Here is a 22,567-nt window from a genome sequence, read left to right on the forward strand (position 1 = left end):
TTTTGAAACATTGATTAGATTACTTGTTGTCTGAATCTGAACCCGTTTGGGCGTTCTTCAGTTGATCACCAATCAAATCACCTAAGGTAAAGCCAGCATCGTCATCGTCAGTTGACATCTGAGTAGGTGCAGCTTGCTTTCTAGGTGCGCGTTGCTTTGGTTGTTGCTGTTGTTCATGGTCTTCACTGCCAGCAGGCTTTTCTTTCAAAGCTTTGATAGAAAGTGCTAAGCGGTGAGCTTCTGGGTGAACTTCCAGAACTTTGACTTGAACCTTTTCACCAGTTGACAGAACATCATTTGGTGTAGCGATGTGTTCATGTGCAATCTGTGAAATGTGAACTAAGCCTTCAACACCAGGGAAGACTTCAACAAAGGCACCAAAACTAGTCAAACGCTTAACAGTTCCTTCAAGAACTGAGCCTTCTGGTGCTTTTTCTTCAATACCATCCCATGGTTCTGGTAAGGTCTGCTTGATTGAAAGTGAGATCCGGTTACGATCTGGATCAACTGACAAGACCTTAACTTTGACTTCTTGGCCAACCTTCAAAACATCTGAAGGCTTTTCAACACGTTCGTAAGCAATTTCAGAAACGTGAACCAACCCGTCAACACCACCAAGGTCAACAAAGGCACCGAAGTTAGTCAAACGAGCAACTTTACCTTCAACTGTTTCGCCAGCCTTAAGGGTACTCATGATTTCTTCGCGCTTAGCAGCCTTTTCTTGTTCAACCAAGGCACGGTGTGACAAGATTAAACGGTTTTCACTAGGTTCGATTTCAATAATCTTAAAGGTTAACGTCTGACCCTTAAATTGGTTCAAATCTTCAACGAAGTGATCACTGATCATAGAAGCAGGTACGAAACCACGAACACCTGCATCAACAACTAAACCACCCTTAACCACTTGGGTAACTGGGGCTTCAATGGTTTCGCCAGCTTCATACTTCTTTTGAATTTCGTCCCAAACTTTACGGGCTTCAAGACGACGTACAGATAATAGGTAACTGCCGCCTTCCTTGTCGTTACCGATCTTTGAGATAACAACTAAATCAAGGGTGTCACCAACCTTGATGACATCATTGATATCTGAAACTGGCTTTGTTGAAAGTTCCTTTTGTGGTACCACACCTTCAATACCGGTGCCTTCGATACCAACGATAGCTTGCTTGTCATCATCAATGGCCAATACTTCACCCTTAACGACGTCACCAACATTCACCGTTTCAATGCTATTTAAAGCATTTAATAAATCGTTGTTCTCATTGTTATTGTTTTCACTCATACGAACTTTTCCTCCTTGCGACAACTCTAACTTATATTTTATCCGAAAATTAACAATATTACCAGTAGCATGACGAACTTTATGCGAATTCTTTTTGTTTTTTGACAATTATGTCGCTAATTTTGTCCACAACCTCGTCAATTGTTAGCGAAGTAGTGTCTAATCGCACCGCATCGTCCGCCTGAGTTAACGGTGAAATCGCTCTCGTTGAATCTTTATGATCCCGGGTTTGAATTTCATCCCGCAGCACGTCGATTGGTGTGTGAATGCCCTTTTCAGCATTATCTTTAAACCGGCGTTGTGCCCGCTCTTCAACACTGGCAACCAGAAAAATCTTAACTTCGGCTTTTGGTAACACCGAGGTACCAATATCACGGCCATCCATAACGATACCGCCAGCTTCGGCGATTTCTCTTTGACGCTCGGTCAGATCCTCACGTACGGTTCCTTGAGCCGCAACTGTGGAAACGTTATTAGTCACGTCTGGTTGGCGAATCGCCATGGTCACTTCTTTGCCATCAAGAAAAACTAATTGTTCGGGATTTCCTGGTTTAAATTCAATTTTAGTCGTTTTTAGCATGGTGGCTAAAGCGACCGGGTCGTCCAAAGCAACCTTTTGCTGCATGGCCTTCAAAGTAACGGTTCGGTACATTGCACCGGTATCACAGTAGACATACTGAAAACGGTGGGCAATTTTCTTAGCCACCGTACTTTTACCAGCAGAGGCTGGTCCATCGATTGCAACCTGTAACTCTTTTTTTGACATTTTGTTCACCCGTATCAACTTATTTGACGCGTAATTTTTGTCCTGGGGTCAGCGTCGGGTTCCCAGATAGACCATTGAGTTCTTTAAGCCGTTCAACGGAAATACCGTTGTTGACAGCCACCCGGTAAATGCCTTGTCCTTGACCAACAGTGGCATACTTCGAACTAGAGGTGGAACTCGTAGTTGACCGCTTAGACGAGGCCGTCTTCGTAGATGCCGTGCTTGTAGACGACTGCTTAGCAACGGTTGATTCTTGGCTTGTCTGCTGCTGTGTTTGTGAGGTCGAAGTGGCATTCGAATCAGCTGTCTCACTGGTTTCGCGTGTCTTTGAACTTGCTTTAGACGCTGCTTTTTTTGCAGAAACAGACGAAGCTGCCTTTTCTGATGCAGACTTGGCAGCTTTTTTTCGGTGTGTTTGGCTAACAGAACTGGTCTGTTCGCTGGAAACACTCATTGAATTATCGGGTTTATTCATGGCACTCTGACGTGCTAGGCCGTAAACCAAAGCCCCTACTGCAATGATAATAATAATTGCAACTAAAATAATCGTGATCAATCGATTGTTATGACTTTGTCGGTGGCGCTTAGTCCGGGACAAATTACCTTGGTCGTCTCGATCATCCCCAAAAGACTGATCCCAAGGTTTTGTTTCAGATGATTGATCGTCCTTTTTTGGATCCATCATGTAACCTCCTCAAAAACTTTCATTACGAATTGTACCATAGCTAGCACTAGAGTGGGAACTTTTTTAAATGGTCCCCGGCTCATGACTCTAGAAATTAAAGAGCTGCTTTAAAATGGCAGGCCATTCCGCTGAAGACTGATCACTTTGAGCAGGCGTCGCAGTTGCCAGCAGCCCTAAGACACCAAAATCAAGTTGTGCTTCGTCACTGCTGCAGCAATGCTCAGGATTCGTTGCCACATCCTGCACCTGATCAAAATATTGCTGAATATACTGTCGCTTACAATCAGGTGTACGCACGTAGCCCATCATTTTTCTCAACGCGGTGACCCGCTGCTCACGCCGGCTAGCAAAACTATTCTGAACTTGCGCTTCACTATAGCCGTGCTGTTTATAAAACCAAATCAAATTGGCTTTTTCATCACCAGCCACTTGGGGGGCATTCTGCTGAAAATAATAATGAATTTCATTTTCCTGGGGCACCGTTTCTTCACTTAAAAAGGCTGCAATCTGCTCGTCACCAGCTTGATACAGTAAAATAGCAACGCTCTGCTGACCATCCCGACCAGCACGCCCAATTTCTTGCCAATAAGACTCAACATCACTAGGAACGTGGTAGTGAATCACAAACCGCACGTTGTTCTTATCGATGCCCATCCCAAAAGCACTGGTGGCGCAAATCACGTCTAACTGGTCCTGCATAAATTGCTGCTGAACTTTAAACCGGGTTTCTGAATCCAGATCCGCATGGTACGCGGCCACTTTACAGTCCGTTTTAGCAGCAAGCAGTTCCGCCATTTCGTTGGCCTTCTTTTTACTGGAAAAGTACACTACTCCTGGCTTCTTTAGTTTAGCGACAAGCTCAACCAAACGCTCTTCTTTATCCGTCTGAGCTTCGAAACGCTCAACACTCAAAAAAATATTTTGCCGGTCTACCGGCTGGACGATTTCCGTAGCCTGGGGGAGTTGTAATTTTTGTTTAATATCTTCCCTAACCCGCTCAGTAGCCGTAGCAGTAGCCATCAGTGTTAACGGGTCATGCAATTGGTGTCGGATTTGCCCTAGTAACAGGTATTCAGGTCGAAAATCTGGCCCCCAGGTCGAAATACAGTGGGCTTCATCCACCACCAGCAACCCGATCTGAGTGGACTGAAACGCACTCAGTACCTGATCTTGACTGAGCATTTCCGGTGAAATAAAGATAAAATGATACTCATGCAGATGTCGCAAAATCCAGTTTTTCTCTGAATAAGTCATCATTGAAGTCAATGCTGCCGCCCGTTTTTCACCCTTAACGTTCAACGTCGTGACTTGGTCTTGCATCAATGAAATCAGCGGTGAGACGATCAGCACGAGTTGCTGGGTGATCGCCCCATACAATTCATAAATGAGCGTTTTCCCAGCACCGGTGGGTAAAACAGCCAGCGTATTGTGCTTGGCGGTTAACGCCGTCAGCGCCTCTAGCTGACCTGGCCGAAAACGACTGAAGCCGAACCGCTGTTGAAGTGTCTGATACAGTTGTTCAGTGCTTATCATCTGCCTTCTTACTCCTTAAAATTTCTAAAAGCCGAAACTGCCAAAAATCTACCGGTAAATCTTCAACTTGTTTAAATTGCCATTCATCGAGCGGAAAGCCGTTTAATCGACTTTCCAGTTGAGCAACTAATTCTGGTGTTAAAATCCGTTGGTAATCAAACTGTTCCAACGGCAGCATGATAGCCGCCTCCAATAAATGTTCCCGCACAGTGCTCAGTTTCAGCGACCGTTTTCGACTAATGACTTCTAGTGACTCACCGGCCATAAAACTGCGCAATGTCTGATTTGCGCTGGCGCTCACCAGCGAGTGATTCAAACCAGCCAGTAAGGCGTTAATGCTGCTGTTTGCTGCTTGAGAAACGAGCTTGGCTAACTGACAAATCAAATCGACTTCCATCAGTCTAGCTTCGGTTTCACTCATCTGGAAATCCCGAGAAACTTGCTGCAGTGTGTCTCCTGGGCGTTCATGACCAACGAGCAATCGACTCATAAACGAAGCCTGGTCACTGGGCAAGTCAGCGAAAACATCCTGCCAAAAATTATAAAACACGGTTTGCAAATCAGCTCCGTGAAACTGACGAAACCAGCGCTTAACAGTTTGTTTCACCTGCCAGGACGTCTGAAGTGGATAATATTGACGATTCTGATAACTTTGTTCAGAAACCACTTGGGTTGCCAATAATAACCGTTGCCAAAAGGTCTCAACATCAACGACCAATCTAATCTTTAAATGCTGTGGTTGATAACTGTTCTGGAGCAATTTTTGCTGCTCAACTGCCCCTTGCTGCGTTAACTGAGCATTAGTCTGTTCAACCGTCACCAATCCTTCAGTTTGTAAGTTGTGAACCGCTTGATCCATTACTTCGCGACTGAGTTTTTTCTCGTATCCTAACCAGGATAATTGGTGATACCTCATGCCCCAGTAAAGGGTAGAAACCGTTCGCTTGCCCACTAAAATATTTTCGATGACTCGAAGGCGTCTTGGGGATGTCGGTGATAAAAATCGCATCAGTTGCGTTGCATCCATCGTTTTTAGCCCCCTTAATCGTCTTTATTTATTTTCCCACACCGTCATTTAACTGTCTAGGACATTGAAAAAGGATGGCCATCAGCCATCCCCTTACTCATTATTTACGAAATATCTTAAATGTCAGTTTTTAAAGCAAATCGGACTGTTGTCTTAGGAAAGACTTCATTCGGTCGGCCACAATAATAAATACTGCACCAACCAATATGCCCTTGATCAGATTAAAGGGTACAACACCAAACAATACCATCTGTGACAGCGGAATGGTGATCTTCATGTGCAGCACTGCCATGTAAACTGGAATCAAGACGGAGACGTTAAGCAATGCCATAATCACGGATAGACTAACGGTACCCGCAATGACAGCTAAGACTAAACGCGTCACCGTCTTATATTTCTTAACGTGCTTCAAAACGAAATAAACCGGTAGCAAGTAGCTAACTGAAGCAACAAAACTCGCAGCAACACCGATAAAATTAGCAATGTCAACACCCGTCATCAACCAGTAAAGCAGTCCCTTGATGGCGGCAATTAAAATCCCGCCCAACGGTCCAAACATGACCATTCCTAACAAAACCGGAATGTCTGAAAAATCAACTTTCATGTAGGAAACAAACGGTAGAATTGGAAATGAAATAAAGTAGAGCAAAAACGAAATACCAGCAAACAGTGACATAATCACAACTTGACGAATGCTAAATGATTGACTATGTTCCATTGGATATACCCTCCCAAAACTGGTCATCTTCAAATGAAAACGTAAACAAAAAGCCGAATTAATTTTCTTCAGAGGAAAATCAATTCGGTCTCACAATCGCTTGTATTAACCCAATCTTCTTTATACCAGACTTTACTGTCGGTTTCGGGATCACACCGAATCAACTACTTCGAAAAGTAGGTCGCGGACTATTACCGCCGGTCGGGAATTGCACCCTGCCCTGAAGATGAACCACGCTATTCAATTACTTGTGATTATTGTACAAGGTAAACTTCAAGAATGCAAGTTATTTGTCTAGCTTGGCTACCCGCTTGAGTTCCTTAACTTCTTCAGGGTTCAGTTCACGGAATTCACCTGGTTGAACGCCCTTAAGCGTCAAAAATGCGTAGGTTTCACGTTTCAACTTCATAACCGGGTGACCGATTGCTTGCAGCATCTTTTTAACTTGGTGATTCTTACCTTCGTGAATCGTGAGTGAGATAATTGCAGTTTTCCGCTTATCGTCACTGGACAGCAATTTTGAGTGAGCCGGTGCTGTTCGCTTACCCTCGAGGCTGACCCCTTTACGCAGGTTTTTCAGCTCTTCGTTGGTTGGAATACCCTGAACCTTCGCCACGTAAGTCTTATCTACTTCATACTTTGGGTGAGTCAGCTGGTTAGCCAGTTCACCGTCATTGGTGAGTAAAATTAAACCGGTTGTATCGTAATCCAACCGGCCAACAGGATAGACCCGTTCTTTAATTTCATCGTCTAATAAATCGATCACCGTCTTCCGGTGCTTATCATCGGAAACCGTTGACACGACTTGACGTGGCTTGTTCATTAAAATGTAGATTGGCATTTCAGTTTGAATAGGAACTTCATCTACTAAAATACGATCGTGCTTACCAACCTTGACGCCCAATTCGGTCACCGTTTCGCCGTTCACCTTAACGTGACCAGAAGTGATCAGTTTTTCTGAGCTGCGCCGTGAAGCAACGCCCGCATGTGCCATAACTTTTTGCAATCGTTCCATGTAATTAATTATCCTCCGAGTTTATCTGTGCATTAAATCGTTTCAAAAATAAATCGCTATTCTGTTCATCATCTGGTACCGTTTGCGCTTCAGGCAATGGTGGCAGATCTGCCAACTGTTTGAGCCCAAAGTAGTCCATAAAATAATCCGTCGTTTTATACAGTTTAGGTCGGCCCGGCCCCTTCTTACGACCCGATTCTGTAATCAGTTGCCGTAACATCAGCTTATTAAGCGTGCCAGAACTTTGCACACCGCGAATCTCGTCAATTTCAATTCGAGTAATGGGTTGATTATACGCAATAATGGCTAACACTTCTAGTGACGCTTGTGACAAACCAGTGGAACTAGGGGCTTCGAAATATTGGCTGACAATGTTTGCCAGTGTTGCCTTCGTTGCTAAGCGAACCGTGTCATTGCTCTTCAAGATCACCAGTGCTGAATCTGGGTCGTTAGCATACTTCTGATTTAATTTTGATAATGATTGGCTGACTGCTGGTACCATTGAGTCCGTTAAATCCGCTAATTCTTGAACCGTCAGTCCCGACTCGCCACTCACAAACAGTAACGCTTCTAATTGTTGTATCTTAGTCATCATTCTTCTCCCAATTTTGCCGGTTTAACGGTGATTGGCATCACACGACTGGGCTGATCCACGGCAATTTCATGCTGCTTAGTCATTTCCAGTAGTGCCAGAAAAGTCGTCACCAGCTCTTCTCTATCAGGCTTTTTGTCAAATAGCTGACCAAAAGGTACCGCTGCACGAACTTTACTGAGCTTAAAACGCAACGTATGAATCTGGCCTTTAACCGTGTACTGCTCATCGTGAATCAGCCGCATTGGTAATGCTGGCTGCCGGCGACGCTCAGTTAGTGCCGTCAAAACACGTTGTAAGTCAGCTGCAGTCAGTCCCGGTGCTAATTTACCTAATTTAATTCCTGTTGGTACCGCCATTTCAGGCCGGGTATAAAACTTTTGCCGAGCAGCCGCCTGCTGTTTGAACCAGCCAGCTGCTTGTTTATATCGCTGGTATTTCACTAGCCGATTGACCAGATCATCCTGCATTTCTTCCAGACTAGGTTCTTCATCTTCCGTCACAGGTGTTTCTTCTACCGGCAGAAGAAGTTTAGCCTTCATCTTCATCAAAGTGGCAGCCATGACAAAGTAATCGCCAGCCACGTCGAGCTGATGATCCTGCATCTGGCGCAAAGCCGTCATATACTGATCGGTGATGGCCACAATGGGAATGTCATAAATATCAATGGATGCGGATTTGATCAAATGCAGCAACAAGTCTAAGGGACCGTCAAAGTTCTGCACGTGAATCAATACTGGCTGTTCACTCATGACTAGCCTCCCATTTAGCAACTATTCGAGTTGTTTCCAGTGTGCCCATGATGCGCTGATCCGGATACATGTCCTGGAGTTCGTCTAAGATCGTATTGGTTTGATCCTCTTCGCGAGCCGCGGGTGTTAGCGCGATCAGCCGCATCACCACAAAATGGGGCCGTAATTCAACCCCCACAATGCCAGAGAAATCCTGGTTAACGTCTTTCCACAGCAACAGCTGCCTGGCGTCACTATTTTGGTACCACTGCAATTCTGCTTGCAGCCGGTCAATTTTTTTGAGTGCGGGCGCAAAAGAGAGCAACCCCATTGCCACTTTTTCATAATCATTACGATATTTAAGTAACAAATTGATCCCCCCGTAACGTTACGCTCTTGGATGAGCTTTACGATAAACTTCTGTTAAGTGTTTCTTTGAAATATGCGTATAAATTTGGGTCGTGGAAATGTCTGAATGACCCAACAGTTCCTGAACGATCCGCAAATCGGCACCATTTTCTAGAATATGCGTAGCAAATGAATGTCGCAGCGTATGCGGTGTCACGTGTTTGCGAATCCCAGCTACACTAACATAGCGCTGAATTTTTTGCCAGATGCTTTGCCGACTCAGACCGCTACCATGAGCGTTGAGAAATAAATAGGGTGACGTGCGCTGTTTTAGTAGTAATGGTCGGCTTTGATTTAAGTACCGGTTGATCCAGTCAATGGCCACATCACCAATGGGAATAATGCGTTCCTTATTCCCCTTACCAATGGTCTGAATCAGCCCCATCTCAAGGTGAAGTTCACCCATTTTCAGATGGACAAGTTCACTGACCCGCAGGCCAGTGGCATACATCACTTCTAAAATAGCCCGGTCACGAATGCCATATTTATTGGTAGTATCCGGTGCAGCTAGTAAGGCATCAACCTCCGCAACGGTCAACACTTGAGGCAGTGGCCGTCCCTTTTTCGGTGCTTTGATTTCTGCCATTGGATCAATGGCCAACTGGTCATTTTGAACCAAATACTGGAAGAAGTGACGTAGCGTCGACACCATTCGGGTGACACTATTTCGTGCCTTGCCACTGTTTTGCTGCTGCTTTAAAAAATTAAGGATCGTCAGCTGATCCACTTTGTTCAGGTCAGTGATGTGTTGTTTCGTCAAAAACTGGTGAAACTCTTTTAAATCCAAACGATACGAACTGATGGTATTGGCCGCTAGACCACGCTCAATCCGCAAATCGTGCAGAAAATCCTCAATCTGCTCGTCCATTTTGATCACGTCCCGCTTCAGTCAACCATAAGTAACCGTCGTGCTGTTCGGCGAACCGTTGCTTCATCAAGTGTCCCACTGCCCGTTTGAACTGACCCTTACTGATACCAAAATAATCTTTGATATCAGCCGGATCACTCTTATCCGTGAAGGCAACTTTGCCTTCAGGTGCATGTTGCAGGGTTGCCAGCAGCATAAGCGCATCTTCTGGAATAGCCTCGTAAGCCCGTGGCCGCAAGGATAACTTTAAGGTGCCGTCTGGGAATTGACTTACCACTCGGGCATTTAATTGTTGCCCTAAGCGCGGTTCTTCATCACGCTCTTCTGGTGGAATGAATCCCAGATTATAGTCACTAGTGAGCACCATGGTACCAGTGAGCTTAAGACGATAAGCAGTAGCAACGACGTCTTTATTGATTAACTTAGACTTCGTGGCTACTGGTTGTGAGATTACCCGATAGAGCGCTTCGTCGCCTAAATCGCCCCACATCCGGCCCTTCTTATCAAGGGTGATGGACAGCATTAAACGATCACCGCGTTGTGGCCATAAGCTAGCAATTTCCGGTAAATTATCCAGTGACACCACAATGTCTTTATTAGGTAGACCGATATTCACGAACACGCCCAGTCCACGTTGCACGCGAACCACTTCGCCAAAACCATAATGATCCACTTGAACTTTAGGCGCATCACGTGTGATCTGCAATTGGTGCTGTTCGTTTTCGTAAGCAAAACCCTTAAACTGGCTACCCAGTTTTAACGGCTTCTTGATTTCACCCTTATCAAGCCGAAAAGTCAGGCCATTGGTTTGGACAAAATATTCCTTGTCGTTTTCATCAGTTACTTCGCCACTAATAATCCGGCCGAGCAACTGGGTTAATTCATCATTCATTTTAGTATCCCCGTTCGTTCTCTTATATTACACATCTTTTGATATTATCGCACATATTGACCAGTGGTGGTAGTTTATTCTCAACACAGTGCCCCTATGGAAACTAAAAAAGCCTAGCCACAAGGGCTAGACTTTTTCAATATCAGCTAATTAAGTTGATTAAAGTGCGTTTGAAGCACCGTGGTAAACGACACCGCGACGTGAGTCAACAGTAATCAATTCACCATCAGAGATCTTTTCTGAGGCACCTTCAGCGCCAACGATAACTGGAATCCCCATTGAGATACCAACTACGGCTGCGTGTGAAGTTAAGCCACCGTTTTCAACGATAACGGCGCTAGCCTTTTCGATAGCTGGCAAGTAGTCTTTGTCAGTGTTCTTAGTAACCAAAACGCTGCCTTCAGTAGTCTTGCTGTTAGCTTCTTCAGCGCTGCTTGCTAATACGGCTTTACCAATAACAGTGTCATCGCCGACACCTTGGCCACGTACTAACTTTGAACCGATCAATTGAACCTTCATCAGGTTAGTCGTACCGCGTTCGCCAACGGGAACACCGGCAGTGATCAAGATCAAGTCGCCTTCCTTAGCTAAGCCGGTTTCAACAGCTTTAGCAGCTGCTAAATCAAACATAGCATCGGTGTTAGCTGGCTTTTCAGCAACGATTGGGTATACACCCCAGTTAACCATCAAGCCACGACGGGTACGGTCATCGAAAGTAACGGCCAAGATGTTAGCATCTGGACGGTACTTGCTGATCATACGAGCAGTGTAGCCTGATTCAGTAGCAGCAACGATGGTCTTAACGCCCAAGCTCTTAGCAACACGAGCAACTGAAGCACCAATTGATTCAGTAACGTCAGCATTGGCTAAGTCCATGTGGTCAGTACCAAAGTCTTTCAAAGCATTTTCAGCCTTGATGTCGATCCGGTTCATAGTTGCAACGGATTCTACTGGGTATTCACCGTTAGCACTTTCACCAGAAAGCATGGTTGCGTCAGTACCATCAAAGACGGCGTTAGCAACGTCAGATGCTTCGGCACGAGTAGGACGTGGGTTTTCTTGCATTGAATCCAACATTTGAGTAGCAGTGATAACTGGCTTGCCCAAAACGTTGCACTTACGGATCAAGCGCTTTTGTACCAATGGTACGTTTTCAGTTGGAATTTCAACACCCATGTCACCACGAGCGACCATCAAACCATCAGAAACCTTGATGATATCGTCAAAGTTGTCGATACCTTCTTGTGATTCGATCTTAGGGAAGATTTGGACATGTTCCATGTGCTTTTCTTCCAATAATTCACGAATGTCCATAACGTCTTGTGGCTTACGAACAAATGATGCAGCGATAAAGTTGATTTCGTGATCCAAACCAAAACGAATATCTGAAGCATCCTTTTCAGTGATACCTGGTAAGTTGATTGAAACGCCAGGTGCGTTAACACCTTTACGTGAACCAAGCACACCATCGTTTTGCATGGTACCAACTAATTCTTTGTTGGCGTCGTCCTTTTCATCAACAACCATGTCAAGCAGACCATCGTCGAATAAGACGTGACCGCCAACACTAACGTCATCGAATAAACCAGGATATGTGACCGCGATCTTATCCTTAACACCTTCTAAGGATTCGTCCATAGAAATCCGAAGCTTGTCACCAGTATGGTACTGGATCTTACCGTCTTTTTGAACAGTAGTCCGAATTTCAGCACCCTTAGTATCAAGCATGATACCAACAGTCTTACCAGTAATCTTTTCAGCTTCGTGGACGTTGTTCAAACGGCCTAAATGTTCTTCATGATCACCATGAGAAAAGTTAAACCGGAAAATGTTAGCGCCAGCCTCAATAAGCTTTACGATTGTGTCGACATCGGTACTAGCGGGACCAAGTGTACTTACGATCTTGGTTTTCTTCATAAGAAAAATCTCTCCTTTGAGTTTAAGACTGATTTACCCTTGTGATAATTATCACAGCTAAACCAATCCAATTTGGAATCCGTTTGTTATTTTAGCACTTTTCAAATTTAATGTCTGCGGTGTTTTCTCAAAAACTGAACATTTCCGTCATAAAAGCGTTTTCATGCCTTTTCTTAAGATAAACTTAACGCTAAATTTTAATTTTTCACCTGTAAGACCACGTTATGGTCACCTAAAATTTGTTCTAATGGTGCCACTAATTGCTCACTGGCTGGCAACCAATATTGCTGATTTAAAATCCGTTTACTGTCATCCGCTACCCGGTAAATAATCACCGGGGTCTGACCGTCATGTGACTTTAAAAATTGATTCAACTCATTCATGGTCGCCATTTCATCCGTTACTTCAGTTAGCCTCAAAAACCACCGACTCCCCTGCAACGCTTTAGTTGTGGACTGTTCCGGTTTTAAAGGTTTGACATCGGCTGCTTGAGTGACTGAATCAGCCACCACCTGGAGACTGCCACGGTTAGTCTCCACTTTGCCGGTAACCACGATGACCTGTTCCTTTGCCAGCCAAGTAGCAATGCGACGATACGTATTCGGAAAAACGGTAATGCTGATTTCACCGGTCAGATCACTAGCGGTCAGAAAGGCCATCTGGTCTCCGTGCTTGGTTCTAATGGTCCGGATACGCGTCACGTAAACCACCAGCGTCACGTGCTGATCAACACTGAGATCACCGACCGAAACCGCACTGCGCTGCTGAGCTAAATCAGCATACTGCTCAACTGGGTGGCCTGACAGGTAGGCACCCAGATACTCGTTTTCCTTTTCCAACCGTTCGTTCAGCGGCAGATCCGGCTGGTGCTTGATCTTGGGTGCCAGTGCTTCAAACAGATCCATACTGCTGCCGGAAAGTTCCACGCTACTTAAGAATTCCGGCAGACTGGCAATTAATTCAGCCCGGTTATAACCAAAGTCGTCGAAAGCACCGGAGTAAATCAATCCTTCAATGAGGTCGGCTTTCAGCCATTTGGGATCTAATCGCAGCAAAAACTGGTGCATTGACTTAAAACTACCATTGGTTTGACGCTCAGTCATGATACTTTGCAGCAGGTCACGGCGCATCCCTTTAATCGAAGCTAAACCAAAGCGGATCTGGTTATTTTCCAACCGGAAATATGCACCGCTATGGTTAATGTTAGGCGGTAAGATCTTGACCTGATGCCGTTTAGCCTCCATTAGATATAATTTTGTCTTGGCACTATTATTTAAGACTGAATTCAATAAGGCCGTAAAAAAGGCTGCCGGATAGTGCGCCTTTAGGTAGGCCAGCTCGAAAGCCATTTTACTGTAAGCAACCGCGTGTGACCGGTTAAAGCCGTAGTTGGCAAACCGGTCAATATAATCAAAGGTGGCCTCAGCGGCTTCAACTTTGTGCCCACCGGAAACGGCACCATCAATGAACCGTTTACGCATGGCTTCCATGGTGGCTTTTTTCTTCTTGCTCATGGCCCGCCGCAGTAAATCGGCCTGACCTAACGTGAACCCAGCCATAGCCGAGGCCGCCTGCATAACTTGTTCCTGATAAACGATGATGCCATAGGTTGGCGCCAGGATCCCCTTTAATGAATCGTCCGGATAAGTCACGGGTTCTTGCCCAAACCGGCGTTTAATAAAGTGGTCAATGTTTTCCATTGGGCCTGGTCGGTATAACGCATTGACAGCTGCCACCAGTTCAAAATTATCTGGGTGCAGTCGTCTCAAAACGTTTTTAATGCCGCTGGATTCAAACTGGAACACGCCGTTGGTATCGCCCCTTTGAAAGAGTGCCAAGGTGTCAGCGTCATTCAAATTAATTTGGCTAATATTTAAATCGTGTCCCGTCTGCACTTTAACGTATTTCAACGCAGCAGCTAACAGGCTAAGGTTACGTAACCCCAGAAAATCCATCTTCAGCAAACCGACCTGCTCAACGTAGTCCTTGGTATACTGCGTCATCAGCATGGTTTCCGACCCGTTTTGAACCGGTACGATCTCAGTCAGTGGCTGGTCACTTAACACAATCCCCGCTGCGTGAGTAGAATAATGCCGCGGCAGCCCCTCCAGTTTAGATGCCGTTTCAAACAACAGTTTATTCGTCGCTGAATCTGCCACTAAGTTTTGCAGTGGCTGAGACTGCTGATAGGCTTCCTTCAAGGAAATGTGGAAGACACTGGGAATCGTTTTGCTCCATTCACTAAGCTCATAGGGACGCAGACCGAACACCCGACCCACGTCACGAATCGCTTGTTTGGTGGCTAACGTCCCAAACGTGATGATTTGACCCACCCGTTCATGACCGTACTTTTGGTGAACATATTCTAAGACTTCTTCACGGCGGTTATCGGGAATATCCAGATCAATATCAGGCATCTGCGCCCGTTCTTCGTTTAAGAAACGTTCGAAGAGTAACCGATATTGCAAGGGATCCACATCCGTAATTCCCAGTACATAAGCCACCAGTGAACCAGCTGCCGAACCACGACCGGGGCCAGTGGTGATCTGCGCCCGCTTGGTAAACTGCATGACGTCCCAGACGATTAAGAAATAGTCGTTGAACCCCATACGGTCGATCACATCTAATTCATGTGCCAAACGTTCTTCATAAGGCTTAGCATCCGTCACCTGATTTTCCCGCAAACGTCGGGTTAACCCTGTTTGACACTGCGTCAGTAAGTAAGTTTTAGCTGACTGCTGATCAGGCGTTTGGAATTTGGGTAACTGGGGATGCTGAAACTTTAACTGCACCTGACAGGCTTGAGCTACTGCTTCAGTTAGCTCAGCCGCTGCTTTTAACCCCAGCTCTTCGTATATACTGGCATATTCAGCAGCTGGTCGTAACCAGTACTGGCCAGTCTTCTTCTGCGCATCGGCTAAATTACTGATAGTGGTACCGTCCTTGATCGCATTTAAGACGCCAACCGCAAACCGGTCATCGGCATCTAAATAGCGAACTTCAGGAAGCGCTACAACTTTGACCCGCGCCTCAGCAGCCAGTTTGGTCAGCAACTGACGGACGGTGGCCGACTGAGTGGGCGCAACGCCGATCAATAAACTATCTACATCAACGATCTGACTTAACCGCGCCAATAATTGATTCGCATTATCTTGCTCCCCCTGATCAAGCCAGTATTGCAACTCACTTTCACTGGGTAAAATCACCATTAAATCGGCGAACCACTGCTTAACTTGCGCCACCGTTACCGGTTCTTGGTCGGGCCGCGTCTGCAAATAAGACGAAATGGCCATCAAATGTTGGTAGCCAGTCTGATTCTTAGCCAGTAAAACTATTGGAAACGTCTGCTCGCTAGCAAAAATTCCCGCTAAGTCAGCCGTTAAACCAATCACGGGCTGGACGTTGTACTTCTGACATATTTGATAGAACTCAACCGTGCCATACATGACGTTGCGGTCAGTCAGTGCCAGTGCCTGATAGCCCCGCTGAGCCGCGGTTTTCACCAGTTCTTCCAACTGGTTGGTACTCTGCAGCAGACTATAGCTGCTGATGACTTGTAATGGAACAAACGCCATGGTTCATCGGCTTCCTTTCTCGTTAAACTTTCGAACTCCATTATAACAGAGTGGTTCATTTTAAAGCTTTCATTTTTGCTGACAATATGCTAAAATTTCTTTTGATTGCGAGGTGTCTACAATGAAAGCATTAGAAGCAAACTTGGTTGTTATCTTTTGGGCAGTCATTTTTGTTGAAGTCATCGGCTACATCGGTGGCCAATTGGAAGTTATGACCTACGTACCTGCACAGATTGGTATCGTAGCCACCATCGCTGCCTTGATTTTCACCAATGGCGTTAAATTAGTTGCAAACTCAGATACAAAAGCAAAAAATTAACCATAACTAAAAGCGGTAGTCCCATTATTGAGACTGCCGCTTTTTTTGTCGTTTCAATTAATTAATTTCACTATCCACGTGCTGATCACTGACAGTTGAACTGGTCTTAAAGGTAATCCCGTTACCCGCTTCGTTCATCGTCAGTTCAACGCTGGTTTGCGCACTGACTTTGCCGCCAATAATCAACTTCGCTAACGGTGTCTCGACAACGCTGGTAATGGTTCTTTCCAACGGCCGGGCGCCATAGGCTGGTAGATAGCCGCGCTTAGCCAACCAATTGGTGGCTTCTGGCGTAATGGTCAATGTAATCTGCTGTTCAGCTAATCGTGCAGACAACCGCTGAATCAGCTTACCGACGATCTGCTCAACATCTGCCATGGTCAACGGCTTAAACATGATCGTGTCATCGATCCGGTTTAAGAATTCCGGTTTAAATGACCGCTGCAATAAACTAGCCACCTGTTTTTTGGCATCGTCTGAAATTTGGCCCTGAGCATCCGTCCCCTCCAGCAAAATATCCGACCCCAGATTAGAAGTCATGATCAGTAGGGTATTCTTGAAGTTAACGGTGCGTCCCTGGCTATCCGTCAAACGGCCATCATCCAATACCTGTAACAACAGGTTAAAGACGTCTGGGTGAGCCTTTTCAATTTCATCAAACAACACGATAGAGTATGGGTGCCTACGAACTGCTTCTGTCAGCTGGCCACCTTCTTCGTAGCCAATGTAGCCGGGAGCTGCCCCTACTAACCGGGAAACGGATTCTTTTTCCATGTACTCAGACATGTCGATCCGAATCATTTCGCTTTCCGAATCAAACAGGTTTTCCGCCAAGGCTTTCGCCAGTTCGGTTTTACCCACACCAGTAGGCCCTAAGAACAGGAATGACCCCAGTGGCTTACTTGGGTCTTGAAGGCCCGCACGCGACCGTAAAACGGCATCTGAGACGGCCTGAACAGCTTCATCTTGACCGATCACCCGTTTATGCAGATTATCGGCCAAGTGCAGCAGCTTTTCACGTTCCGTGGCAACCAAGCGGTTAACGGGAATCCCGGTCATCTTAGCCACAACCGCCGCGATTTCTTTTTCAGTCACCGATTCTTCAACCAGCCAGTCACCAGAGTGGTCCTTATCTTCCATGGCTGCCAGTTCTTTTTTCAATTGGGGAATGGTACCGTGCTGCAAGACCGCTGCTTTATCCAAATCATATTGTGCTTCAGCTTCACTAAGATCGTGATTGGCTTTGTCCAACTCGGTCTTTTTCTGACTTAAAGCATCCAAGGACTGTTTTTCATCTTCCCAGCGGGCGTTCAAACTCGATACCGTTTCCTTCACGTCAGCTAAGGTTTTCTGGACTTCTTTTAAGCGGTCTTTAGAAGCTTCATCCGTTTCCTGCTTCAAAGCAGCTTCTTCCACCTGCAGCCGCATCTGCTGACGCCGAGCCTGATCCAATTCGGTAGGTGCTGAGTTCATTTCCACCCGAATCGATGCCGATGCTTCATCAACTAGATCTAACGCTTTATCTGGCAAATAGCGATCAGTAATGTAGCGGTCGGATAACTTAGCCGCAGCCACCAACGCGTTATCGTGAATCCGCACGCCATGATGGATTTCATACCGCTCCCGTAATCCCCGTAAAATGGTAATGGTGTCATCAACGGAAGGTTCTGCCACCGGCACTTTTTGGAATCGGCGTTCAAGGGCCCGGTCCTTTTCCATGTACTGCCGGTACTCATCCGTAGTGGTGGCGCCAATCAAATGCAGTTCACCACGAGCCAGCATGGGTTTCAACAAGTTACCGGCATCCATACTGCCTTCCGTCTTACCAGCACCCACAATATTATGGATTTCATCAATGAACATGATGATATCGCCGTTAGACTTCTTGACTTCGTTCAAAACCGCCTTCAGCCGTTCCTCAAATTCACCACGGTACTTGGCGCCAGCAATCAGCGACCCCATGTCCAAGGAAAAAATCGACTTGTTTTTCAGGTTCTCCGGTACGTCACCGCGAGCGATCCGTTGGGCAAGACCTTCCACGATGGCGGTTTTACCGACACCGGGTTCGCCAATCAACACGGGGTTGTTTTTAGTCTTTCGAGACAGGATCCGGGTCACCGTCATGATTTCTTCATCCCGACCAATAATGGGATCCCGCTTGCCGCTGCGCATGGCTTTGACTAAATCGGTGCCATACTTTTCTAAGGCTTTAAAGCCTTCCTCTTGATTTTTTGACGTGATTTTTTCACCTCCACGAATCTCAGTCACTTTGTTTTTCACTTGCTGCAAGGTCAACCCCTGCTCATTGAGATAGTCACCAAAACGGCTACCGCTCATTTGAACGACTGCCAGCACCAAGGTATCGCTAGCCACGTACTCATCGCCCAGATCCTTGCGCACTTCATCGGCCTTCTGCAGCAGACGGTACAAGTCCGGCGACAGGTTTTGACCATAAGCCACGTTGCTGCCTTCAACTTCACTGATTGAATCGATTTCGTGATCTAATTCGGTATTCAGCTTGTCCATGTTCAGACCAAGCTCGCTAAAGATCTGCCGGTCAAGCTGACCCGGTTGGATCAAAAATTTAAATAGGTGTGAGACCCCAATCGACTGCTGTTTACGATTAACGGCGATCTGTTGGGCCTCCGCAATGGCGTCAGTGACGGATTGCGTTAAAATGTCTGGGTTCATTAAATGATCATCATCCTTTACTGATTATGCTGAATCATTCATTTCTTGGTTCATTCTATCATAGGTCTCCGTGAAAATAAAAATAATTTGACCTTTTTTGACCAAACTATTTTAACGGGCTTTTCGCCGGGTTTTCGGCCGCTTTTGAAACACGTCGTCAGCTGGTTTGAACCCCCAAAATTTGTGACCGCGATAGGTTTGTTCAGCAAGTTTGCCGTGAACGGCCATGTCTTTACCACGTTTAGTCTTGATTTGAAATTGAATCTCCTTGCCTGCCAATAAATCTGCCACTTCTTGCTCGGAAAAATGGTGGCCACCCCAGACCTGGTTGAAGTTGACTTCTTTGCCGTTGGCCGTCTGACCGCCAGTTTTCGCCTTCTTGGGATAGTGCTTCACCAGTTTTTCCGGATCACCTAAATTAGTTTTTAGTTTCTCAGCATTGGCCACCATGATCGGTAAATCGTGGTTTACCGTCTGCGTAGCCGTAGTCAGTAGTTCTGTCGGCTCTAATTTAAACGCCCCCACTTGGTCCATCAACGTCATCAACCGCTTAGTGGCGTTGGTACTGCTAATGATGGTGCCTTCGGTGAGAATAGCAGAAATGGTGCCTGTATCCGTCATGGATAAGGCTCCTCGTCGTTCTTTCATTAACGCAGTGGTGCCCGCGGTAATCTGTGACAACGTGGACACTCGGGTAGCCCCAGTCCCGATGTTGTGGTGCTGCAAGTAGTTCATCAGCCACTTCATGGTTGGCTTCACCGGTTTTTTATTAGCCCCTTCGAAGATGAAAGGCGAGGCGGTTTTACCCAGCTGTTGCTTGGCAGCCCCCTGTTCCTCATCCGTGTCGCTAATTTGCCGGGAACTGTCAAAAATCAGCTTGTAATTCAAAGCTACCGGAATGTTGAAGGCGGTCTTAAAGGCCGGATAGTCCTTCAGCTCCGCGGTAGTATGATCAAACTCATAGTCTTCTCCCAGCATGGCCAGGTAGTTCTTCGCCACCACCGAATAAATGGCGGGACCAGACTTGCCGTATCTTGCTAAACTGCTCAGTGAACTAGGCACTTTTTCACCGGGACGGTTAGCCCCGTGATCCACGCTACCGTTAGTGACGTGGGTAAACCGCGGTTTGCGGTGTGTCAGCAATCGTTGATCCACGTCCACCACCGCCGCAATCTTGGGTACCAGCGGCAATAACTGATAAAACTGCGCCATGGAGATCTTAGAATCATCCGTCCGGGGATAACTGACGATTTTGGCTTCATACATTTTCTGATAGGTGCTGAGTACTTCTTTAGCACTGTACCCCTTAGGCGCTAAGATGGACGCCAGGTTTGAGAGATCCAGTAATTTCGGTGGTGCCGAGTGGCGACGCACCGTTTTAACGTTGGTAATGGCACTTTCATGGTACTGTTCTAGTTCCTGCTTTGCGTCGGCTTGCTGCTCGTGACGCCATTTGGCCGCTTCCTCTTCGTCTTTAAACCGCCGGGCAAAAACGTGTTCCACATTATCCTGAAACTTCACTTCGTAAAACGGCTTGCGTTTATAGTTCTTAATGGCCATGAGCTGTTCGTACACGTGGCGCACCATCAAGGACTTCAAGCGTCCCTCACGAACCACCTTGACCGGATAGCCCGCCTGTTTGGTCACCGTGGTGGCAATCCGGGTTAGCTGCATAGACAGAAAGTCCCATTTGCTGCGGGCATCCGACTTTAAGTAGTCACCATCCTGCATTTGGCTAGTAATCGGCTTGATCTCCCGGAAGCCGCTTTGAATCGAACGGGCTTCTTCATCCGCGAAATACAGCCGTTTTACTGGTTTTTGCCACTTAATGGCGTTAATAATCTCCCATGCTAGTAGCTCGCCTTCACCGGAAGGATCCACATCGGTCGCAATCACCAGTGCTTCGCAGTCGGCCACCGCCTTTTTAATCTCGGCTAAATCCGACTTAGTGGATTTTTTCCGCCCCGTTCGCGGATTTTTTGCCATGATGGGCTGCTTCTCCCAACTGAAATCGTTGATCTGCCAAGGTAAGTGTTCCAATTTCCAAGAACGGTACTGCGTTGCTTTTTCGGCTGGCACCTGATCTTTGGGATCAACAAATTCCATCAAATGACCATGGGAATGAACAATTCGGTAGGTGTGTCCTTCAAACTCACCGCTGGTACCCCCTAGGGCACTCGCGAAGTTCTTGGCCGCACTGGCTTTTTCACATAAAATGGCGTACTCCGTCATGACCCTTTCCCCCTTATAATTTAAAAGAGTTTTAGCAGTCGATTAAACTGTTAAAGCTCCTTTGGACTGTACTATGCCTGTTTAGCATTTAAACTAATGATCTTTAAAATCACATCCGTGGCTTTTGCCATGGTCTGTTCCGACACGAATTCAAACCGGCCGTGCATGTTTTCACCGCCAGCGAAGATGTTCGGTGTGGGCATGCCTAAAAACGAGATCTTGGAACCGTCCGTACCGCCCCGCACTGGTGCGATGTCCGGTTTGATGTCCAGGTCGATCATGGCTTGTTTAGCCAGCTCCACCACGCTCATGTCTTTTTCGATAACTTCGCGCATATTATAATACTGATCTTTCAGTGTCACTTGTACCGTACCAGCACCGTATTTGGCGTTTAGCTGATCCGCAATCCCGGCAAACAATTTCTTACGGTCCTCAAACTGCTGACGGTCGTGATCACGAATAATGTACCCCAGGTCGGCTGTATCTACGTCACCGCTAATTTTGTAGAGGTGAAAGAACCCTTCTCTGCCAGCCGTTTTTTCGGGCCGGTCGTGTTCTGGTAAAGCGTTATGAAAATCGATGGCTAATTGGTTAGCATTGACCATGGTGTCCTTAGCCGAACCAGGATGAACGTTGGTCCCCGTAATGTGGACTCGACCATCCGCCGCGTTGAAGGTTTCGTACTCCAATTGACCCAGTGGCCCGCCATCCACGGTATAGGCAAAGTCGGCACCAAAGTCTTTAACGTCAAAATGATCAGCCCCAGTCCCGATTTCTTCATCTGGTCCTAACCCCACTTTAACGGTACCGTGCTTGATCTCTGGATGGGCGACTAGGTATGCCATAGCGGTAACGATTTCCGCCACCCCAGACTTATCATCTGAACCCAGTAACGTTGAGCCGTCAGTGGTGATCAAGGTTTGCCCCGCATAATTCAACAAATTGGGAAATACCTGGGGATCCAACGTATATTTGCCAGCTGAATCTAGTTTAATCACCGAATGGCCGTCGTAGTTTTCAACGATCTGCGGGTTGATATCCTTGCCGTTAAAGTCCGCCGTATCCACGTGGGAAATAAAGCCAATGGTGGGAACTTGTTCACTCATATTGCTAGGCAATGTCGCAAAGACGTAACCACTAGCGGGACTCACATGCACGTCCGTCAATCCAATATCAGTCAGTTCTCCGGCCAAAGTTTTCAAAAAGTCGACTTGGCTTTGAGTTGATGGGACGGTATCACTATCTTCATCGGAACGTGTTTCAACCTTGATATACTTTAAAAAACGGGGAATTAGCTCGTCATATTGCATCGTCGT

At 46.3% G+C, this 22,567-nt stretch carries 18 protein-coding genes and 1 riboswitch; of the genes, 1 reads left to right on the forward strand and 17 read right to left on the reverse strand.

The features are described from left to right. Positions 1-19: 19 nt before the first annotated feature. The 14 genes from rpsA to dnaE form a co-directional block, all read right to left on the reverse strand. Positions 20-1,282: a 30S ribosomal protein S1 gene (rpsA, locus tag CES82_RS05460; RefSeq protein WP_098824301.1), complete on the reverse strand. Its 1,263-nt coding sequence runs from the start codon at positions 1,280-1,282 to the stop codon at positions 20-22. A gap of 79 nt (positions 1,283-1,361) precedes the next feature. Then, positions 1,362-2,048, reverse strand: a complete 687-nt coding sequence (gene cmk, locus CES82_RS05465) for a (d)CMP kinase (RefSeq protein WP_098824302.1) — start codon at positions 2,046-2,048, stop codon at positions 1,362-1,364. A 19-nt stretch (positions 2,049-2,067) separates the two neighbouring features. After that, positions 2,068-2,730, reverse strand: a complete 663-nt coding sequence (locus tag CES82_RS05470; protein WP_098824303.1) for a LysM peptidoglycan-binding domain-containing protein — start codon at positions 2,728-2,730, stop codon at positions 2,068-2,070. 90 nt (positions 2,731-2,820) lie between these two features. Next, positions 2,821-4,266 carry a RecQ family ATP-dependent DNA helicase gene (locus CES82_RS05475; protein WP_098824304.1) on the reverse strand — a complete coding sequence of 482 codons (1,446 nt, stop codon included), beginning with the start codon at positions 4,264-4,266 and terminating at the stop codon, positions 2,821-2,823. Next, entirely contained in the window at positions 4,253-5,293 is a 1,041-nt protein-coding gene (locus CES82_RS05480) for a helix-turn-helix domain-containing protein (RefSeq protein WP_098824305.1), read from the reverse strand. Before CES82_RS05480 ends, CES82_RS05475 begins: the two co-directional genes overlap by 14 nt. Positions 5,294-5,423: 130 nt before the next feature. Continuing rightward, positions 5,424-6,011: an ECF transporter S component gene (locus CES82_RS05485; RefSeq protein WP_098824306.1), complete on the reverse strand. Its 588-nt coding sequence runs from the start codon at positions 6,009-6,011 to the stop codon at positions 5,424-5,426. A gap of 109 nt (positions 6,012-6,120) precedes the next feature. Further along, a riboswitch (FMN riboswitch) is annotated at positions 6,121-6,243 on the reverse strand. A 54-nt stretch (positions 6,244-6,297) separates the two neighbouring features. Further along, positions 6,298-7,026 carry a pseudouridine synthase gene (locus CES82_RS05490; RefSeq protein ID WP_098824307.1) on the reverse strand — a complete coding sequence of 243 codons (729 nt, stop codon included), beginning with the start codon at positions 7,024-7,026 and terminating at the stop codon, positions 6,298-6,300. Between the two features lie 4 nt (positions 7,027-7,030). Further along, positions 7,031-7,618: an SMC-Scp complex subunit ScpB gene (scpB, locus tag CES82_RS05495; RefSeq protein WP_098824308.1), complete on the reverse strand. Its 588-nt coding sequence runs from the start codon at positions 7,616-7,618 to the stop codon at positions 7,031-7,033. After that, entirely contained in the window at positions 7,618-8,370 is a 753-nt protein-coding gene (locus CES82_RS05500) for a segregation and condensation protein A (RefSeq protein WP_098824309.1), read from the reverse strand. The genes scpB and CES82_RS05500 overlap by 1 nt, the downstream gene beginning before the upstream one ends. After that, positions 8,363-8,719: an N-acetyltransferase gene (locus CES82_RS05505; protein WP_098824310.1), complete on the reverse strand. Its 357-nt coding sequence runs from the start codon at positions 8,717-8,719 to the stop codon at positions 8,363-8,365. The genes CES82_RS05500 and CES82_RS05505 overlap by 8 nt, the downstream gene beginning before the upstream one ends. Before the next feature lie 18 nt (positions 8,720-8,737). Next, positions 8,738-9,625, reverse strand: a complete 888-nt coding sequence (gene xerD / locus CES82_RS05510; protein WP_098824311.1) for a site-specific tyrosine recombinase XerD — start codon at positions 9,623-9,625, stop codon at positions 8,738-8,740. Continuing rightward, positions 9,609-10,517 (reverse strand): CvfB family protein, encoded by a 909-nt coding sequence (locus tag CES82_RS05515; protein ID WP_098824312.1) that lies wholly within the window; start codon positions 10,515-10,517, stop codon positions 9,609-9,611. Before CES82_RS05515 ends, xerD begins: the two co-directional genes overlap by 17 nt. Positions 10,518-10,676: 159 nt before the next feature. After that, positions 10,677-12,434, reverse strand: a complete 1,758-nt coding sequence (gene pyk / locus CES82_RS05520) for a pyruvate kinase (protein WP_098824313.1) — start codon at positions 12,432-12,434, stop codon at positions 10,677-10,679. Between the two features lie 197 nt (positions 12,435-12,631). After that, positions 12,632-16,009 carry a DNA polymerase III subunit alpha gene (gene dnaE, locus CES82_RS05525; RefSeq protein ID WP_098824314.1) on the reverse strand — a complete coding sequence of 1,126 codons (3,378 nt, stop codon included), beginning with the start codon at positions 16,007-16,009 and terminating at the stop codon, positions 12,632-12,634. A 121-nt stretch (positions 16,010-16,130) separates the two neighbouring features. Here dnaE and CES82_RS05530 point away from each other — a divergent pair, with 121 nt between their 5' ends. Then, positions 16,131-16,328, forward strand: a complete 198-nt coding sequence (locus CES82_RS05530) for a DUF2929 family protein (protein ID WP_098824315.1) — start codon at positions 16,131-16,133, stop codon at positions 16,326-16,328. Positions 16,329-16,385: 57 nt separating this feature from the next. On the opposite strand, the gene clpB is transcribed toward CES82_RS05530, so the two are convergent. From clpB to pepT, 3 genes are all read right to left on the reverse strand, one after another. Continuing rightward, positions 16,386-19,019, reverse strand: a complete 2,634-nt coding sequence (clpB, locus tag CES82_RS05535) for an ATP-dependent chaperone ClpB (protein ID WP_098824316.1) — start codon at positions 19,017-19,019, stop codon at positions 16,386-16,388. Positions 19,020-19,130: 111 nt separating this feature from the next. Beyond that, positions 19,131-21,251, reverse strand: coding sequence for a DNA topoisomerase (locus tag CES82_RS05540; protein ID WP_098824317.1), 2,121 nt, complete (start codon positions 21,249-21,251; stop codon positions 19,131-19,133). Positions 21,252-21,322: 71 nt separating this feature from the next. Beyond that, positions 21,323-22,561, reverse strand: a complete 1,239-nt coding sequence (gene pepT, locus CES82_RS05545; protein WP_098824318.1) for a peptidase T — start codon at positions 22,559-22,561, stop codon at positions 21,323-21,325. Positions 22,562-22,567 lie beyond the last annotated feature (6 nt).

It is taken from the genome of Secundilactobacillus silagincola (assembly GCF_002583405.1).
In the GTDB taxonomy this organism is placed as follows: domain Bacteria; phylum Bacillota; class Bacilli; order Lactobacillales; family Lactobacillaceae; genus Secundilactobacillus; species Secundilactobacillus silagincola.

Coding starts and splice junctions, on each gene's coding strand:
- rpsA (WP_098824301.1), bottom strand. CDS start 1,282: ATGAGTGAAAACAATAACAATGAGAACAACGATTTATTAAATGCTTTA.
- cmk (WP_098824302.1), bottom strand. CDS start 2,048: ATGTCAAAAAAAGAGTTACAGGTTGCAATCGATGGACCAGCCTCTGCT.
- CES82_RS05470 (WP_098824303.1), bottom strand. CDS start 2,730: ATGGATCCAAAAAAGGACGATCAATCATCTGAAACAAAACCTTGGGAT.
- CES82_RS05475 (WP_098824304.1), bottom strand. CDS start 4,266: ATGATAAGCACTGAACAACTGTATCAGACACTTCAACAGCGGTTCGGC.
- CES82_RS05480 (WP_098824305.1), bottom strand. CDS start 5,293: ATGGATGCAACGCAACTGATGCGATTTTTATCACCGACATCCCCAAGA.
- CES82_RS05485 (WP_098824306.1), bottom strand. CDS start 6,011: ATGGAACATAGTCAATCATTTAGCATTCGTCAAGTTGTGATTATGTCA.
- CES82_RS05490 (WP_098824307.1), bottom strand. CDS start 7,026: ATGGAACGATTGCAAAAAGTTATGGCACATGCGGGCGTTGCTTCACGG.
- scpB (WP_098824308.1), bottom strand. CDS start 7,618: ATGACTAAGATACAACAATTAGAAGCGTTACTGTTTGTGAGTGGCGAG.
- CES82_RS05500 (WP_098824309.1), bottom strand. CDS start 8,370: ATGAGTGAACAGCCAGTATTGATTCACGTGCAGAACTTTGACGGTCCC.
- xerD (WP_098824311.1), bottom strand. CDS start 9,625: ATGGACGAGCAGATTGAGGATTTTCTGCACGATTTGCGGATTGAGCGT.
- CES82_RS05515 (WP_098824312.1), bottom strand. CDS start 10,517: ATGAATGATGAATTAACCCAGTTGCTCGGCCGGATTATTAGTGGCGAA.
- pyk (WP_098824313.1), bottom strand. CDS start 12,434: ATGAAGAAAACCAAGATCGTAAGTACACTTGGTCCCGCTAGTACCGAT.
- dnaE (WP_098824314.1), bottom strand. CDS start 16,009: ATGGCGTTTGTTCCATTACAAGTCATCAGCAGCTATAGTCTGCTGCAG.
- CES82_RS05530 (WP_098824315.1), top strand. CDS start 16,131: ATGAAAGCATTAGAAGCAAACTTGGTTGTTATCTTTTGGGCAGTCATT.
- clpB (WP_098824316.1), bottom strand. CDS start 19,019: ATGAACCCAGACATTTTAACGCAATCCGTCACTGACGCCATTGCGGAG.
- CES82_RS05540 (WP_098824317.1), bottom strand. CDS start 21,251: ATGACGGAGTACGCCATTTTATGTGAAAAAGCCAGTGCGGCCAAGAAC.
- pepT (WP_098824318.1), bottom strand. CDS start 22,561: ATGCAATATGACGAGCTAATTCCCCGTTTTTTAAAGTATATCAAGGTT.